17 protein-coding genes are annotated in these 18,711 nt (G+C 27.8%); 12 read left to right on the top strand and 5 right to left on the bottom strand.

Features of this window, described 5'->3' with window-relative positions:
• Positions 1-35 precede the first annotated feature (35 nt).
• From hfq to IC219_RS02480, 12 genes are all read left to right on the top strand, one after another.
• Complete coding sequence (hfq, locus tag IC219_RS02535; RefSeq protein WP_003428780.1) at positions 36-296, top strand: RNA chaperone Hfq; 261 nt, start codon at positions 36-38, stop codon at positions 294-296.
• A gap of 123 nt (positions 297-419) precedes the next feature.
• A complete protein-coding gene (locus IC219_RS02530; RefSeq protein ID WP_227435134.1) occupies positions 420-1,700 on the top strand; it encodes a methionine gamma-lyase family protein in 1,281 nt (426 codons plus the stop codon).
• Positions 1,701-1,769: 69 nt separating this feature from the next.
• Positions 1,770-3,116 (top strand): M20 family metallopeptidase, encoded by a 1,347-nt coding sequence (locus IC219_RS02525; protein WP_227830564.1) that lies wholly within the window; start codon positions 1,770-1,772, stop codon positions 3,114-3,116.
• Positions 3,117-3,254: 138 nt separating this feature from the next.
• Complete coding sequence (locus tag IC219_RS02520; protein ID WP_227435136.1) at positions 3,255-4,337, top strand: SIR2 family protein; 1,083 nt, start codon at positions 3,255-3,257, stop codon at positions 4,335-4,337.
• An 83-nt stretch (positions 4,338-4,420) separates the two neighbouring features.
• Positions 4,421-5,053, top strand: coding sequence for a cyclase family protein (locus IC219_RS02515; RefSeq protein WP_227482638.1), 633 nt, complete (start codon positions 4,421-4,423; stop codon positions 5,051-5,053).
• 59 nt (positions 5,054-5,112) lie between these two features.
• Positions 5,113-5,652 (top strand): prolyl-tRNA synthetase associated domain-containing protein, encoded by a 540-nt coding sequence (locus IC219_RS02510; RefSeq protein WP_227435138.1) that lies wholly within the window; start codon positions 5,113-5,115, stop codon positions 5,650-5,652.
• A 51-nt stretch (positions 5,653-5,703) separates the two neighbouring features.
• Positions 5,704-6,390 carry a DUF554 domain-containing protein gene (locus IC219_RS02505; RefSeq protein ID WP_227435139.1) on the top strand — a complete coding sequence of 229 codons (687 nt, stop codon included), beginning with the start codon at positions 5,704-5,706 and terminating at the stop codon, positions 6,388-6,390.
• Between the two features lie 182 nt (positions 6,391-6,572).
• Positions 6,573-7,448, top strand: coding sequence for a kinase (locus IC219_RS02500; RefSeq protein ID WP_227823948.1), 876 nt, complete (start codon positions 6,573-6,575; stop codon positions 7,446-7,448).
• A gap of 357 nt (positions 7,449-7,805) precedes the next feature.
• Positions 7,806-9,104, top strand: coding sequence for an acyl-CoA thioesterase/bile acid-CoA:amino acid N-acyltransferase family protein (locus IC219_RS02495; protein ID WP_227830563.1), 1,299 nt, complete (start codon positions 7,806-7,808; stop codon positions 9,102-9,104).
• Between the two features lie 151 nt (positions 9,105-9,255).
• Complete coding sequence (locus IC219_RS02490; RefSeq protein WP_227435142.1) at positions 9,256-10,668, top strand: hypothetical protein; 1,413 nt, start codon at positions 9,256-9,258, stop codon at positions 10,666-10,668.
• A gap of 176 nt (positions 10,669-10,844) precedes the next feature.
• On the top strand, positions 10,845-11,432 hold the full coding sequence (locus tag IC219_RS02485) for a TetR/AcrR family transcriptional regulator (RefSeq protein ID WP_227830562.1): 588 nt from the start codon (positions 10,845-10,847) through the stop codon (positions 11,430-11,432).
• Positions 11,433-11,464: 32 nt separating this feature from the next.
• Positions 11,465-12,256 (top strand): class I SAM-dependent methyltransferase, encoded by a 792-nt coding sequence (locus IC219_RS02480; RefSeq protein ID WP_227830561.1) that lies wholly within the window; start codon positions 11,465-11,467, stop codon positions 12,254-12,256.
• A 114-nt stretch (positions 12,257-12,370) separates the two neighbouring features.
• Here IC219_RS02480 and IC219_RS02475 read toward each other — a convergent pair whose 3' ends face one another.
• From IC219_RS02475 to IC219_RS02455, 5 genes are all read right to left on the bottom strand, one after another.
• Complete coding sequence (locus IC219_RS02475) at positions 12,371-14,788, bottom strand: FtsX-like permease family protein (protein WP_227830560.1); 2,418 nt, start codon at positions 14,786-14,788, stop codon at positions 12,371-12,373.
• 12 nt (positions 14,789-14,800) lie between these two features.
• Positions 14,801-15,466: an ABC transporter ATP-binding protein gene (locus IC219_RS02470; RefSeq protein ID WP_227482645.1), complete on the bottom strand. Its 666-nt coding sequence runs from the start codon at positions 15,464-15,466 to the stop codon at positions 14,801-14,803.
• An 82-nt stretch (positions 15,467-15,548) separates the two neighbouring features.
• A complete protein-coding gene (locus IC219_RS02465; protein WP_227830559.1) occupies positions 15,549-16,580 on the bottom strand; it encodes a sensor histidine kinase in 1,032 nt (343 codons plus the stop codon).
• Positions 16,570-17,256 (bottom strand): response regulator transcription factor, encoded by a 687-nt coding sequence (locus IC219_RS02460; protein ID WP_227830558.1) that lies wholly within the window; start codon positions 17,254-17,256, stop codon positions 16,570-16,572. The genes IC219_RS02465 and IC219_RS02460 overlap by 11 nt, the downstream gene beginning before the upstream one ends.
• A 156-nt stretch (positions 17,257-17,412) precedes the next feature.
• Positions 17,413-18,477, bottom strand: coding sequence for a 4Fe-4S dicluster domain-containing protein (locus IC219_RS02455; RefSeq protein WP_227435149.1), 1,065 nt, complete (start codon positions 18,475-18,477; stop codon positions 17,413-17,415).
• Between the last annotated feature and the right edge of the window lie 234 nt (positions 18,478-18,711).

Raw genomic sequence — 18,711 nt, 5'->3', positions numbered from 1 at the left:
GATGTTCAATTTAATCTTGGGAGGGTACAAATCTAATGAAAAATACAGTTTTAAATTTACAAGATTTGTTTTTAAATAATGCTAGGAAAGAAAGGATACCTGTTACTATATATTTAGTCAATGGAGTTCAAGTCAAAGGGCTTGTAAAAGGATTTGACAGTTATATAATATTGATAGAAGGGGACAATAGACAACAAAACATGATTTATAAACATGCTGTTTCGACTATACAACCTGGTAAATATATTAATTTAACTAATCAAAATCAAAATAATAACAACAATAACAATAGATAACTAATTTAATTTAAGATAATTAAAAGGAGACTTATGCTAACTTATAAACTACAATTTATTTGTTTTAGTAAAATAGTCTCCTTTGATATGTTTAAATAAAATAACAAAGAGACAGGTGATAAAATGCTTAATGAGACAAAAGAATTATTGAAAGGTTACTATGGGATAGATGATGATACTTTTAAATTATCACAAGAAATAATGGAAGATATAAAATATAAGTTTGAGGAAATAAAAGAAATAAGAGAATACAATCAATATAAAGTTTTAAAAGCTATGCAAGAATCTAAATTAAGTGACATGCATTTTAATTGGACTACAGGATATGGATATAATGATATTGGACGTGAAAAAATAGAGGAAATTTATTCAAAAGTTTTTAATACAGAAGATGCTCTTGTAAGACCAATAATTGTAAATGGAACACACGCACTCACTTTATGTATACAAGGAATAGTCAGACCAGGAGATGAAATTCTATCTGTTACTGGAAGGCCATACGATACTTTAGAGGGTGTTATAGGTATAAGAGAAGAAAAAGGCTCTTTAAAAGAATATGGTGTTACATATGATGATGTAGATTTTTTAGAAGATGGAAATTTAGATTTAGAAGGAATTAAAAGAAAAATAAATGATAAAACTAAACTTGTTATGATACAAAGGTCAAAAGGGTATTCTTGGAGAAAATCACTTTCAATTAGTGATATAAAAGAAGCCATTGATGTAATAAAATCTGTTAAACCAGAAGTTATAGTAATGGTTGATAACTGTTATGGTGAGTTTCTAGATACTAAAGAGCCAACTGATGTTGGAGCAGATGTTATGGCTGGTTCTCTAATAAAAAATCCTGGAGGTGGACTTGCATTAACAGGTGGGTATATAGCTGGTAGAAAAGATTTAATTGAGCTTATATCATATAGAATGACTTCTCCTGGAATAGGTAAAGAATGTGGTCTTACTTTTGGAACTACTAGAAATGTTCTTCAAGGATTTTTCCTAGCACCCTATGTAGTATCTCAAGCTGTGATGGGAGCTATATTTTGTTCAAGAGCTTTTGAAAAATTAGGATATGATGTATTGCCAAAACATGATGATTTAAGAAGTGATATTATTCAGTGTATTAGACTTAATAATGCTGATGAAGTCATAAGTTTTTGCCAAGGAATACAAGAAGCTGCTCCAGTTGATTCTTATGTTAAACCTGTACCTTGGGATATGCCTGGATATGAAAGTGAAGTTATAATGGCAGCAGGAGCATTTATACAAGGTTCTTCTATAGAACTAAGTGCAGATGCTCCAATAAGACCTCCTTATAATGTTTACTTCCAAGGAGGGCTTACATTTGACCACTCTAAAATGGGTACTTTAAAAGCAATTGAATTTATAAAAAAACTAAAAAAGTAAGCATATTTTTCTTTTAAAAGGTCAAAATATTTACTAGTATATTATGATGAGAATTGAAGGGTGATAATTATGAAAGAACAAATTAAAGAAAAAGTAAGTTCTCTACAAGATGAAATGATTTCTTCAATACAAGAAAGTGTAAAAATACCTAGTGTTATATCTGAGCCAACTAAAAATTTCCCATTTGGAGAAAATATAGATAAGGCTTTAAGAGGTATTTTAGACTTATGTAAATCTTTAGGGTTTAAAACAGTATATAAAGATGGATATTATGGCTATGCAGAAATAGGACAAGGTGAAAAAATGATAGGTATACTTGGTCATGTTGATGTAGTTCCAGAAGGTGACTTAGAAAGCTGGAATTATCCACCATTTGGAGGTGTTTTAGAAGATGGTAAGTTATATGGAAGAGGAACACAAGATGATAAAGGACCTACAATATCAGCAATTTATGCAGTAAAAGCTCTTATGGATTTAAATATAGATTTAAATAAGAGAATAAGATTCATTTTTGGAGCTGATGAAGAAAATCTTTGGAGATGTATAAATAAATACAAAGAAAATAATGAAGAAGTACCAGACTATGGATTTACTCCTGATTCTAGATTTCCAATAACAAATGCAGAAAAAGGTCTTTTACAAGTTCATTTAACATGTGAGAGTAAAAGTGATATAGAATTATCAGTTGGGAAGGCTTTAAATGCAGTTCCAGGAAAAGCAGTTTATATTGGAAAATATTCTGATAAGTTAAAAAAAGAATTAGATAAATTAGGTTTTGAATACACTGTTGAAGGCAATAAAATATGTATAATAGGAAAAAGTGTTCATTCAGCAGCTAGTGATACTGGTATAAATGCAGTAGCTAGACTTTGTATAGCTCTTAATAATATAGGAATAGATTCTAATATAATTAAGTTTTTAGCAGAAGTTATTGGTGAAGATGCTAATGGAAACAATATAGTTCCTAATTGCAAGGATGATGTATCAGGAAAATTAACAGTAAATATAGGTAAAGTAACTATTGATAGTAAAAAAGAATTTGCTGGAATTGATGTAAGAATTCCTGTAACATATAAAAAAGATGATTTTGTAAAAGAACTAAAGAAAATAACAGATAAATATAATTTAGATTATAAAGAATATGATTTCTTAGATTCAATTTATGTTCCAGAAGATACACTTCTTGTTAAAACATTGAGAAAAGTATATGAAGAGGAAACTGGTCTTGATGGAACACCTCTTTCATCTGGAGGAGCAACTTATGCAAGAGCTTTAGACAATTGTGTTGCCTTTGGAGCTATTTTCCCAGGGAAACCAGAAACTGAGCATCAAGCTAATGAACATTTGATAGTAGAGGATATTGTAAAAGCTGCTCAAATATATGCTCTTTCTATTTATGAATTATTAAAGATTTAAATATAAATATAAAGCTGTCTTGTAATAGGATTTTTTCTAGTAAAAGACAGCTTTATTGTTGTATTATTAAATAAGTTAATAAGATAAATATTTAATAGATATAAAAAATAATAGTAATGTTTATATAGGAGGAATTATATGAAAATAGCTATATTTTTGGGAGCAGGAGCTTCAGCTGCAGAAAATTTACCCATTCAAAATGAATTATTTAGTGAATACTTTAAGAAATTAAAACCTAAAAATTATGATACTGATATGAATAGAGAATTGTATGCCTTTTTTAAACAAATGTTTAATATTGACATAAGAAAAGATAATCTAGATAATGCAAATTTTCCAACATTTGAAGAAGTTTTAGGGCTTTTAGATTTAGCAGAACAAAGAAGAGAAGCCTTTAGAAATTTTGGACTTGAAAATTTAAATAATAGAAGTGATAGTATACGTTTTTTAAGACAGTATTTAATACTATTGATGGCTGAAGCAATTCATAATACACCTAGAACAGATAATAAATATCACAAACTTTTAGTTGAAAATCTTTTACAAAATGATTTACTCCTTGATACAACTTTTATTAGTGCAAATTATGATATACATATAGACAATACAGTTACTGGCTTAAGAGATAAAAATGATTTGCCTATTATGCTTGATTATGGTGTAGAATTTACTAATTTTAAGGAAGAATTAAACTGGAGAAAACCAAAAGAACCATTAATTAAACTCTATAAGATACATGGTTCATTGAACTGGCTTTACTGTCCTATTTGCAACAGTTTAACTCTTACACCACATGAAGGTGGTGTTATGAAACTAATTGAAAATAGTTCAGAAACAAAATGTTTGGAGTGTGGAGAACTGACAGAACCAATCATAGTTCCACCAACATATTTTAAGAATATGTCAAATATATTTTTAAGTAATGTTTGGAATGAGACAGAAAAAACTTTGAGAGAGGCTGACCTTCTGGTATTTTGTGGGTATTCATTTCCAGAGGCTGATATGCATATAAAATATATGTTAAAAAGAGTACAAACAAATGGTGGAAAAACACCTCTTAAAATAATGGTGTTTAATAATCATTCACAAAAACAAAGGATTACTTTAAAAAAAGAAGAAAGAAGATATAAGCGTTTTTTAGGAGAAGATGTTATATTTACTGATAATTCTTTTCAAGATTTTTCTATGAACCCATTAAATTTTATAAAAAGTATATACTAATTTGGCAATAATAGGATAAAATCCAATAGAAATAAAGTGAATTTAGGTATATAATAGAAAATAAAACATAGGGGGTATAAAAAATGAAGGTTTTTGATTTAACTCATGTGACACATAATGATATGCCTGTATATGCAGAGACTAATAGACCTGATATAAAAAAAGTAGCTATTATTGAAGAAAATGGATATCAAGAAACATTAATCAGTGTATTTTCTCACAATGGAACTCATATGGATTCACCAAAACATATGTATACTAAAGGTGAATCCTTAGATACATTGGATATAGAAAATTTTGTCGGTAAGGCTTATGTATTAGAACTTGAGCAAGGAAGCAAAAACATAGAATTAGAATATCTAAAAAAATATGAAGATGAAATAAAAAGTAGTGAGTTTATAATATTTAAATCAGGTTGGTCAAAGTTTTGGGATAAAAAGCAATATTATGTAGGTTATCCTACATTAACAGAAGAGGCTGCAAACTATATAGCTGATAGTAATCTAAAGGGAATAGGAATTGATATGTTATCTGTAGATAGATACGACACATCAGCTTTTAAGGTACATCACATTTTATTTGAAAAAGGTAAAATAATAATAGAGAATCTTACAAATTTAGAAGCTGTGCCAGAAAGATTTCTATTTATAGCAGCTCCATTTAAGTATAATGACGCTGATGGTGCTCCAGTAAGAGCAATAGCCATAGTAGAATAATATTTACTATAAAACAGGAGAAGTGTAATATACAAAGTATTAAAGGAGAATATAGCATGATGAGTGATGTAAAAGATAAAATAACAGAATTATCAGATGCAACTGAAGTAAATTTAAATGAAACTAAAATATACAATATTTTAGATAAGTTAAATATTAAATATGAGGTAGTAGAACATGAAGCTGTATATACAGCAGAGCAGTTAGTAATTTTAAATGATATAACAAAAGGATGTCAGTGTAAAAATTTATTTTTAAGAAATGCTAAAGGAAACAAATACTATCTAATTGTAGTTAGAGGGGATAAACATGTTGATTTAAATTCAGTTAAAGAAAAAATAGGAAGTTCTAGGTTATCATTTGCTTCGCCTGAAAGATTATACAATGTACTTAAACTTCTTCCTGGAAGTGTAAATCCTTTTTCATTAGTAAATGATACAGAAAGAAAAGTAGAGCTTTACATAGATGAGGATGTAATTAAAGAAGAGTATTTAAATTTTCATCCAAATATAAATACTAAAACTGTAAATATATCAAAAAAAGGATTTGAAAAATTTTTGGAATATTTGGAATATCCACTACAAATCATTGACATTTAAGTTTTTAATGAACTTAAGCAAAATTTAATTAACTAATCGAGGGGAGAAAAAATGTTTGGAGTAATAGCAAATAGTCTAGCAATCGCAGGTGGGTGTATAGTAGGTCTTATAATCAAAGGTGGTTTACCTCAAAGAGTAAGTGATACTATAATGAATGGAATTGCCCTATGTGTATTATATATAGGGATATCAGGAGCACTAGAGGGAAAGAATACACTAGTGACAATAATATCTATAGCTTTAGGAGCTTTAATAGGAGAGTTAATAGATATTGATAAATGGGTAAATAAATTAGGGGCATTTTTGCAGAGTAGGTTTTCTAAAGGCAATAAAAAGGATTCTATTGCTGAAGGTTTTATATCATCTAGTTTGTTATTTTGTATAGGGGCTATGGCAGTAGTTGGTTCGTTAGAAAGTGGACTTACAGGAAGCCATGATACTTTATTTGTAAAATCAGTAATAGATGGGATAGCTTCTGTTATATTTACAGCTTCTTTAGGTATAGGTGTAATGTTTTCTGCTGTATCTGTATTTTTATATGAAGGTATTATATGTTTAGGGGCATCATTTTTAAATGGATTTTTAAGTGACCCTGTAGTTACAGAAATGACAGCTGCAGGAAGTTTATTAATTATAGGACTTGGTTTAAATGTACTTAAGCTAACAAATATAAAAGTAGCAAATCTATTACCAGCCATATTTATACCAATATTATTTGGTGTATTTGGAGTAATTTAGAGATTAAAAACTTAAAGTTTGTCTAATTTTTTTAAAAACTTTAGACAAATTTTTTATTTAGAAGGAAAATGGCTTTCATCATCAAATTAATAATTATAGTAGAAATAAGTTTAATATTATGATTATAAAGTTTATATTAAATTTATTTTATTGATGAAACTAATGGGGGAGGTTAAAACTCAATGATTACATTTGATGTAAATGGAGCTATTATCAGGTTTGATGATACAAAAAATAATTATAATAAGATAAGAAAAATTTTTAAATTGTATGCTTTAGAAATTTCTAAAAACTTTGAGAGAGATTGTTTAAATAATTTTCAAAATCTAAAACAAATATCAGATAGAGGTCTAAATCTAGGAGAAAAATATATAGAGGAATCTTTTAAGAAAGGAATCGAGACTATAGTGAGTTTTGGAATTATAACTATAGATATTGATACCTTTAAAAGTGTTTATTGTGAAAAATATTTAGATTTTAAAAGGCTTTTTAATAACTTAAATAAAACTTTTATCATACCAAATAAGAATAAAAAAAATAATCATGCAAATTTTTTAGAAATAGAATCTACAGTAAAAAAAATGAGCAATTATTTGTATAATGATTGTTTCAAAATTCATTATGCTGTAATAGATGCGCTTATAGAAAATAGAGTCAGTGAAGTCCATTCTTATATTGATGAAGAATCTATAAAAAAATCTAATGCCTTGTTTAATAATTACAAAGATGGTTTTATTGGAAAAGCAGATGAGTGTAAGGTTGTAAAACAAATAATAACATTAAATCCATATAGAGAAGATGTATACGAGTTTTTGGTAAAGGAAGATGGAGATTTTAGTAAGGAGATTGAAAGATTAACTGAATTTTTAGGATATAATATAAAAGAATATAAGGCTTCTTTAATGGACCTTTATATAAATGAACTAGTAGAGAGCGATGAAAGTGATGCTGAAAATGCAAGAGAGAAGATTGAAAAGTATGCTAAATATATTGGTTGTAGTGATGAAAATCTATATATAGCAAGGGTTAATGCCATATACACTTTTGCCAATGCATAAATTTTGTAAAATTTATAAATAAAGAAATACATGTTTGTACTAAAATTTTAAATAAAAAATACTTATTAAGCTTACTAAAAAATAATTTATATTTTCTAGATAAAACCATTTCTTTAAAGGAGTGGTTTTATTTTTTCTATCACTCAATATAAGCAAAATTTTAAATTACGAATAGCTCATATTATTAAAATAATTTTAAGTAAATAGAAAAGACAATATATTGACTAAATTGATTCGAGTTGATATAATGAAATAGTCAACATGATGTCTTATATTTGGATTATTCATAGCTTGCTGAAGAAAGCTATTTCAAATATATAAATCATGAGCAATAATTATTACATGGAGGAATCAATTATGAAAGTAAATATATACAATGCAGAATCACTTGTAGATGATAAAATTAAAGTTATAGTTTCAGGCTTAATTCCAAATAGTAAATTAAGAGTATCTATGAAAATGGAATTTCCATGGTGTAAAGGAGAGGAATTCTCATCTTATGGGGTATTTTATTCAAATGAAAAAGGAGAAGTGGATTTAGATTCAATTGAACCTGTAGAAGGGACTTATAAAACTACTGACTGCATGGGGTTAATTTATTCTCTGAAAAAGTCAAAAACTGAAGGTGAAAATTTTGCAGAAAATATATCTATTGATAAACCAATAATCATGAATATGATATTTGAATCTGATATTGAAAGAAAAGAAGTTAAGTTGAAGAGATTGTTCAAAACAGAAGATATTATCACAAAAGATATATCTGATGAATTTATAGGAAAATTATTTTATAAACAAAACTCTAGTAATAAAACAATTTTAGTTTTAGGGGGTTCTGATGGAAATTTAGATGCTTTAGAACTCCTGGCAGCTCCACTTGCATCTAGAGGGTTCAATGTACTAGCAGTTGCTTATTTTGCTCTAGAAGGATTGCCAAGTAAGTTAGAAGAAGTACCATTAGAATACTTTGAAAAAATATTTAAATGGATTAGTGAAGATGAAATCACTAATACTAAAGAAATATTTGTACATGGGACATCAAAAGGTGGTGAGTTAGCACTTTTACTTGCTTCAAGATATAAACAAATTAAAAAAGTAGTAGTATCACAGCCTCATGCGTATTGTTTTCAAGCACTTGATGGACAAATGAATGGAAAAGATACTTCATCATGGTCATATAAAGGTAAGCCACTTCCATATATCAAGGTAGACAATAATATATTCTTTGAAGACCAGAAAAAAGATATAGAAAAAGGAATTCCATTTGGATTTGCCAGTACTTATAAGAAAAGTATTGAAAGGGCAGACAATAAAGAAGAGGCTAGGATAAAAGTAGAAAATTCTGAAGCTGACATTCTTATGATTTCTGGAAAAGAAGATAATATTTGGAATAGTTATGATAGTTGTGTAGAAATCATAGAAAAACTTAAAAGAAATAATTACCAATATAATGTGGAACTATTAACATATGATAAGATGGGACATCCTTTACCAATTCCATATATTGTACCTCTAAGTGAAACTTTATCTATGAATATGGCTGGAGGAATATTTTCTTCAGGAGGAACTGTAAAAGGTAATGCAAAAGGACAGTTTGAATCATGGAAAAGAACTATTGAATTTTATAAAGAACCTTTATCAATCGATATAAAAAAATAAAAATGGATATATCTTTCTATATATGCACAAAATCTATCAATTTTACAATTTTAATTTATTGTTTATGTAATTTATATGTTATATACTAGTTTTAACAAGATTGATAATTTATAAACAATTAATAAGAGTTATTGAAAGGTGGAGTGAAATTATGGAAAGACTCACTAGAAGTGAACAGCCTCACATAAAATTTGGAATGTTTAAGATACGAATTCCATTTATACATTACAGATTTGAGAAACCGGAAGCTATTCAAGGCATAATATCAAGTATGACAAGCTTAGGAACTATTGGACTTAGCACGCAAATATTAGGATTACCCTATGAAGTAGCATGGAGTATGGCTATCATTAACTCAATATTGTATTGCCTGCATGTTTTTATGGGAGACCCAGTAGTTCCTGGCTGGATTACAGCTTCTATAACTCTTACAACTGCATATTTGTTAAAGTTCAATATTGGTATTGAAAGAATACAAGCATTAACAGCTTTACAAATAGATTTAGGAATTATATTTATTTTAATGGGTATAACAGGTATAGCTGGAAAACTAGTAAATAGAATCCCAAATTCCATCAAAGGTGGAATACTTATGGGAGTTGGTATATCAACTGTAATAGCAGAATTTAGCCCTAAAGGCAGATTTGAATCTTATCCAATATCTATAACAGTTGGGATTTTAGTTGCTTGCTTTGTAATGTTTTCTGAAAAATTCGATGCTCTAAAAGTAAAGAATAAGTTTTTATTTAGATTAGGTCAATATGGAGTGGTTCCAGCTATTTTAGTGAGTTTAATTATAGGAATATTTAGTAAAGAAATAGGAATTCCTAGCTTTAATTTTGAAAATATTATTTATATAATGGATTTTCAAAAATTAATAGATACAGTATCTCCTTTTGGAATAGGTTTTCCAAGTCTAATATTATTTATACAAGGATTGCCAATGGCTTTCATGATATACATAATTGCATTTGGTGATTTTATAACAGGTGAAAATTTAGTTCTTTCTGAAAGTAAAAACAGAACAGATGAGTATATTGATTTTAATTCTAATAGGTCTAATATTATAAGTGGGATAAGAAATATTGTTATGGCAGTTATTTCTCCATATATAGCTATGTGTGGTCCATTAGCTGCAACTCTTACTGGAAGTGTTGCTCAAAGATATAAGGTTGGAAAGGAAGCAATGCAGTCTATTTTTAGTGGTATGGGTACGTTAGTATGGGTTTCAGCTATTTTTATCTGCTTTTATCCAATTGCCCAAATAGCTACGCCTCTTATACCATTAGCATTATCAGTGACACTTTTAGTTCAAGGTTACTTATGTACTAAACTATCAATGGAACTATGTGATACTGGCGTAGAGAGAGGATTAATTGGGCTGATGGGTGGTGTGATTGCTGCTAAAGGTGGAACCTGGGGACTTGTTGTAGGTTTTATACTATATTTTGTCTTAATTGATTCTAAAAAAAGAAAAGAAAGTAATATTAATTCAAAAGAAAGTGATATTAATTCATCAGAAGATTATGTATATGAAATATCATGTAAAAAGAAAAGTATTTAAAGTAAAATATGAGTTGCAATCGTCTATTAATAGATTAATTGCAACTCATATTTTATTTGTCAGCTTCAGGAATGATAAAAAATGCAAAACTATTTCTTGACATAATTTTTTTAATGTGCAACAATTGTTATATAACGTATGTATTTTATAAAAATTTAATGGAGAAGTGAATTTATATGCCACCTAAAGCAAAAATAACGAAAGAAATGATTTTGAATATTGTCTTGGATATTACAAGAGAAACAGGATTTGAAACTGTAAATGCAAGGAGTATCGCAAGTAAATTACAATGTTCCACTCGACCAATTTTTACTTGCTATGAAAATATGGATGAATTAAAAGGTGAATTTCTTGCTTTTGCATATGAATACTATAATCAGTATGTTATTAATTATCATAATTCTGAAAATGTCAGTCAATATTTATTACTTCCACTTTCATACATTGAATTTGCTCAAGAAGAAACACATTTATTTAAGTTGTTGTTTATAAACGATTTAGATTTGATGATGGAAGAGCCAAATGATTTCTACAAAGAAATTGATAATGAAAAAAAGGCAAGGCTTTTTTCTGAAAGTATTGGAATAGAGTTAGAATGTGCAAAAGTCATATTTTTAGATTTATTTCTTTATACTCATGGCATAGCTGTCTTAACAGCAACGAAAAAATTGACATTAGATAGAAATAGTGCCGAAAAAATGTTGAAAAATATATTATCAGCTTTTATAAGACAAGAAAAAAAGGATTGGAATTTATCTATTTGATGTTTACTAACTAATACAGAAGGGGGTGCAATATGAAAACAAACCAATACTTAATTGATTTTTACAATAATTACGACGAAGATAGTCGGTTGGCATTAAAGCATGGAACAGTTGAATTCCTAACCACTATGCATTACATTGAAAAGTACATAAAACCTAGCGACCGTGTGATTGAAATTGGTGCTGCAACTGGTCGATATTCTCACACGCTGGCACGTCAGGGATATGACGTTGATGCAGTCGAATTGGTCGAACATAACATAGAAATTTTCCGTAAAAATATTCAATCAAATGAAAATATAACTATTACTCAAGGTAATGCTATGGATTTGTCTGCTTTCTCAGACAATGAATATGACATTACATTGTTGTTAGGTCCGTTGTATCATCTTTATAGCAAAGAGGATAAACAACAAGTTCTACATGAGGCTATCCGTGTAACAAAACATGGTGGTGTGATTTTTGCTGCATATGTTATATCTGATGGCTGCCTTATTGATGAAGGGTTCAACCGAGGAAATATCAATGTAGCTGAATATATTGAAAAGGGCTTGATTGACCCACAGACATTTGCTACCAAGTCAGGTCCTAAGGATTTGTTTGAACTTGTCCGTAAAGAAAACATTGACGATTTGATGTCTGTTTTTCCTGTAACAAGACTGCATTACGTCGCATCGGATGGTTTAGCCCTATGTATGCGTGAAGCAGTCGATGCTATGGATGATGAAGAATTTGAGTTATATTTGAAATATCACTTTGCTACTTGTGAACGCGAAGATTTAATAGGCGTTACGAGTCATGCGATTGATATATTCAGAAAATAAATAATAGAAGTTAAAAAACAAACAGAGGGTCGTAAAATCAAAGTTTTCAGACCCTCTAAATCTTGAAAATCTATGTTGAGTGTAGTATAAAAGTAGCTATTTTTATATATATTTTTATTGAGAGCGTAAACGTTTTGTAATTGATTGTTTTTCTAGATTTCTTATAAGGAATTCAATTATTAATATTTGCATGCCTATTAATATAAATGAAAAAATTAAAATAGAAAGTATAGAGAAATTGAAACTAATGAAGTCTAATCTAACAACATCTTTTATAAAAAAGCAGAGTAATTTTGAACCACAATAACCCAATGTAATTGATACAAATACAGCTTTAATACTCAAATTTAAACCTTCTCGATAGAGCATTTTGCGCAACTGTTTTTTTGTCATTCCAACCGCCTGAAGTAAGGCAAACTCTTTTTTTCTAGTTAATACACTATTTACAAGGATATTTGTCATATTAAGGATACCAAAACAGGAAATTAAACCAACAAATACATATGCAGCTATAATCATATACTTAAAAGCTCTAGTTAGCATTTTATAATCGCTATCATATGAATAAAGGATTAAATTTGAATTATTTTGAATAATATTTAATAGTTTTTCTTCAACTTCTTTTGAATACTTTTTATCGGATAAAATTGAAAAATGTAAATTTGTATTATATGGTGTTATTTTATCTAAAGCCTTGTCTGAAGTAAAGAACATGCATCCTGTATTTGAATTATCAATTATTCCAACTATTTTCATTTGTTTTTTGATGATGTCATTTCCACTAAATATATTAAATGTAATTGTATTTCCAATTTTCAAATCAACTCCATAAGATTTTGTCCTATATTTATTTACAATCAAGCTGTTTGAATCCAATTGCTTATAATCAACTTTACCATTTACAATATACTTTTGGAATGATTTTGCAAGCTCTGGTGTGACACTTTCAATCAAAGTTGTAACATTACTTCCATCTTTATCCTTAATAGAAGGGTATATAACTTCACATTTTATTCCTTTAGATTCAATTACTTTTTGTACTCCATAAATTGATTTGATTTCATTTCTAAGAGTGTTTGTAAATGGATTATTTTGCTGAATTTGTGTAATTCGTTCATACAAATTGTCAATTTTATTTCCAATAATATAATTTTCATTATAAACGAATGTCTGAGACATCTGTTTATTAAAATCTATAGAATTAGACAGACTAGCAATTGAAATAAATAATATTCCACTAATACTCAATGAAATCAATGCTATTAAATTTTTCTTTCTATTTACCTCAATATTTTTTAGTGCTAAATTTTTAATATTTATATAATTAAGTGTTTTAATTTTATTTCTAGATTTAATTTCTGTGTATTGCATAGCTTCAATAGCGGAAGTTTTTGAAATAATTCTAGCTGGCTTATTTAAAGAAATTCTTACAGTCAAAAATATTACTATTGATAATACTAGAATAATAAATAAGTCAGTAGTCATTTGCCATGCTAAAGGCTGAATTATATATGTAATTATGCAGGAAGATATAATGCCTATTGGAATAAAAATAATAGATAAAATATTTCCTTGTAGGTAAATAATCTTTTTCAACTGAAAAGAAGTCATACCAAGTGCTTTCAACTTTGCATACATTTGAACTGAATTAACAACTGAAATATAAAAAATACTATAAATAACAAACAAACTAGAAAAAAGAATAATTACTCCTACTATTAAAACTGTAATAACTTGTTCACCATCAATTAAATTTGATTCAATATAATTATCATTTAAATATATATTATGTTTTTTAATATTTAAAGAGGAACCAATTTCACTTAATTGAGTCTTAATTAAAGTAGGGGATTTTTCTGTATTTTCTTTTGATAATCTAACTAATACATCTACAGTGTTTGGAGTTGCTTCATTAAAATTATTACTTTTGATTTGTAAAGGTGTAGAAGCCATATGCTTGAGATAATCATTGGAAACAACTGTATAGTATTGCTTAGCATTATCTTGATAGTAATTTTCTACAAATCCAACAATAATAAAATCGTTTTGTATTTCTTTGTTAGTAATATTGTCGCGATATTTTAATGTAATGCTATCTCCAAGGTCTTTATTCAAGCCAAGTTCAGATAGATATTTTTCTGAAATAGCAATTTCATATTTATTTGTTGGCATACCGCCCTTTAATAGTTGAAAATTCAGAAGCTCAATTGCAGTGTTATCTACATATATCATTGACATTCTATAATCTGATTTTATCTCACTACCAAGTGACTTATAAACTCCTACACTACTAAAGTTTTTATTTTGCTGTAATAATGTTTTTGATTTTTCATTTACAGATTGATATCTTGCATGATAGGGAGATGAATTAACCAAATCCATAGAGCCATTATATGAAACTAAAGTAGTTGTTAATAATAAACATGTGGAAATCATTATAATAATACCTGAAAGAAAAAATTTAAGTTTATTAATTTTTAAATCATTCAATGCTATTTTTCTAATGAAAGCACCATTATTATTTTTAAACATATATTTCACCTCCTAGTTATAAATTTTTCCATCTTCAATACGAACGATTCTATCTGCTAATTGTGCAATTTCATTATTATGGGTAATCATTACAATTGTTTGGTTAAATTTCTCACTTGTCATCTTAAGTAAGCCTAATACATCTGCACTAGTTTTACTGTCAAGATTACCTGTTGGTTCATCAGCAAGTACAATAGCAGGCTTCGTCACAAGTGCTCTTGCAATAGCAACACGTTGCTGTTGTCCTCCAGAAAGATTACCTGGTACATCATATAATTTTTCATCTAGTGCAAGTAAACTTATAATTTCATTTATAAAGTCTTTATCTAGTGTTTCACCATCCAATCCAATTGGTAAAATGATATTTTCATATACATTAAGTAAAGGAACAAGATTATAATTTTGAAATATAAAACCTATATTTCTACGTCGAAAAATTGTAAGTTGTTCATCATTCATAGTTGATAAATCCTTTCCTCTTATAATGACATTTCCAGATGTAGGATTATCTAAACCTCCCATAATATTTAATAATGTAGATTTACCACTACCAGATGTACCTACAATAGAAATAAATTCACCTTTTTCAACAGATATGCTCACACCATCAAGAGCTTTTGTAATGTTTGAATTTCTCCCATAATATTTTTTTAAGTCTGTTACTTGTAAAATACTCACTATAAAGACCTCCTTTATATATTGTAAATACAGTATATAATCAAAATGTTGCAGAATTATCACAAATAAAATATTTAAAAATTTATTTATTAGGTAAAAATATAGAAAAAGTAGAGCCTTCTTCAATTTTTGATGTAACTTTGATATATCCACCTTGAAGAGATACAATTTTTCTTGAAAGATATAGACCAATTCCAATACCATCTATATCATGTACATCTTCCTCACGATAGAATCTCTTAAAAATTTCTGCTTGGTGACTTTCTGATATGCCTTTTCCAGTATCAGTAATATCTATTTTAGCATACATAACCCAGCATTCTGTAGATATATGTATCTTACCTTTAGGACTTGTGTACTTCACTGCATTGTCTAATATATTGAAAATAGCTTCAGAAGTCCATTTTTTGTCATGACATATATATAAGTTTGAATCACAATCAACTGTAACTTCAATGTCCTTTTTTTCAGCATCAAATAAAATTCCACTAAGTGAAGTCGCAATTGTTTCATAAAGCGAATTCTTTTTTTTAGATAATGAAATTATACCTGTCTCTAGTCTTGAAGTTTTTATCATAGACTGCATTAAAAATTCTAATTTATCTAATTGACCTTGCATATCCATCAAAAACTCATTTTGAATTTCAGTTTTAAGATTCTGATTCAGTAGAGTATTATTAATTATCTTTAAATTTGCAATAGGAGTTTTGATTTGATGAGAGATATCAGAAACTAATTCTTGTAAATCAGCTTTTTCCATAGCAATATTGTGGCGATTTTCTTGAATGACTTCATACATTCTAATCAGTCTATGATTAATACGTGACAAAAGTGTTTCTTCCTCCAAAGTAATTTCCAGATTATCTTTACTATTCATCATCTTATCTAAGGTTAAACATATCTCAGAGCAAAATAGAGTTATTTTTTTATGAAGTAAGAGCATGATTAATAATATAAAACCAGAGAATATTATTGTGTATATCAATAATAGAACAACTATTTTAAAATCATTAGTTATTATATAAATTGCTATATTGAATAGAATAGCTGTAAGAGCCATACTAACAGCAATTATTAAATAAAGAGTATTAAAAGAAAAATTTTTAAAATTCATTTTTTTCACCTATCCACATGTATCCCATACCATATACTGTTTTAATGTATTGAGAGCCATCTTTTTCAATTTTACTTCTAATTCTACTTATAACAGATGTCAAAGTATGTTCATCTACAAAATTAGCATCTATATCCCAAAGTTTTTCTAAAAGTATTTTTCTTGTTAGAATGGTTTTGGGATTCTCAATAAATAGTTTTAAAGTACGATATTCTAATGGTGTAAATACAATTTGATTGTCATTTATATATGCACAGAACTCAGAAAAGTTAATCTTGAGATATCCATCATCATAACAATCTTGTTTTGTTTTTGTTGTAATATGATTTAAAAGTGCTCTTACTTTTTGTTTAAACACATTGATATTAAATGGTTTTGTTATATAATCCAAAGCTCCAAGTTCATAACCTTTAATCATATCATATTCCATATCATTGGCAGTTAAAAAAATTATAGGGATATCATAATTTTCTTTAATTTTCTTGCACAAATCAAATCCACTTCTATCTGGTAGATTAACATCTAAAATAATTAAATCAAATTTGTGTTTAACAATAGATTCTAAAGAAGATATAGCTGTAAATTTTGAAATAACCATATATCCCTCTTCATTTAAGTTGTACGATAGTGTTTTATTTAATATAGTATCATCTTCCACTACTAATATTTTTTTCATATATTCACTCCTTTTATGTTTAATATTCTATATAAAGTTAATTATATAATCAAAATGTTGCTAAATTATCATATTATATTCATATAAATAAAATACTTAATAAATAATCTGTCCTAGAATTTATCATGGGACAGACTATTTATTAAATATATAAAATTATTTTAACCAAGATGGATTTCCAGGTACAAATATTCTTTTACCAAATTTTGAAGTATATTCATCCAAAGCTTTCTCAATAAGCTCATTATTGCCTTTAAAAGAAGTAGTGTTTTTTATAGTTTCAAGGTTTTGGCTAAATGGGCAAGCAGATATACACATACCACAGTCTGTGCCTAAATATCTCCATTTAATGTAACATGTTTCATGTTCAATCACCCAATTATATTTTCCATCATCACCAATTTTAATATCATTAGAAAGTGAGTGAGAAGGGCAATTAAAAGAACATTTTTTACATACTTTGCAAAAATCTTCAAGTCCAAAATCAACATATTCATCTTCTATAAGTGGAATATCTGTAGTAACAACCCCTAGTCTAAGTCTAGAACCATAATCTTTATTTGTAAGTATTGCGTTTCTTCCTATATCACCCAATCCAGCATCACGAGCTATAAAAACAGGCATTACTAGATAATTAGCATCCATATGATTTCTAGCATCATATCCTAGGTTTCTTATGTAATAACTTAAAATCATACCAACAATAGATGCATCTACATAACATTTTGAAGTTTCTATAACTTCACATATCATCGGGGCTCTGTTTATCATTTCTTTATCCATTTCACATCCAAATACAATTGCATATTTGTGAGATAGATTAACTTCCTCACCATAGTTTTCTTCATGTCTACCTCTATTTGTATAAATATGATAATCTTTTAATCTAGTTATACCAACCACAGAAGCTCCATATTGCTTTGCAAACCCTTTTATCTTTTTAGTCATAGATTTTGCATCTACATCCACTTTATTGTCACAAACTTTTCCTTCACATAGTGATTTTATATCAGATAAAAAGTCAAATGCACTACTTGCCATTGGAGAATTTATCTCATTATAAGTCATAGTTCCTTCACTACATAAATTTGGTCTACTTCTTATACTATCATCAACTTCTTTTTTTTCAGGATTTTTCTCATAATAGTCATTATAAGCAAAACCATTTTTTTTATAATTTGCTCTTGCAAACATAGTATTTCTTTCATCAACCCTTTTCAATTCTATTCCCCCTAGTAAAAGTATAATTAAATCATATAACCTTATCCTTACATAATTTAATTATATAAGAATAAGGTTATATTTTCAATTTAAGCGTCATTAAATTAAATAATATGTATTTATATATGTTTTATAATATTTTTACATATAAATTATATTAATGATAAATAATAAGAAATTTAAGAATAAATACGATTTGTTGTCTTTAAATGGTGTGTATTGACATACTGTAAA

Source organism: Clostridioides sp. ES-W-0018-02 (genome assembly GCF_020658175.1).
Lineage (GTDB): Bacteria > Bacillota > Clostridia > Peptostreptococcales > Peptostreptococcaceae > Clostridioides.
The sequence above is the reverse complement of the archived record's forward strand: the minus strand, read 5'-3'. Positions and strand labels throughout refer to the sequence as shown.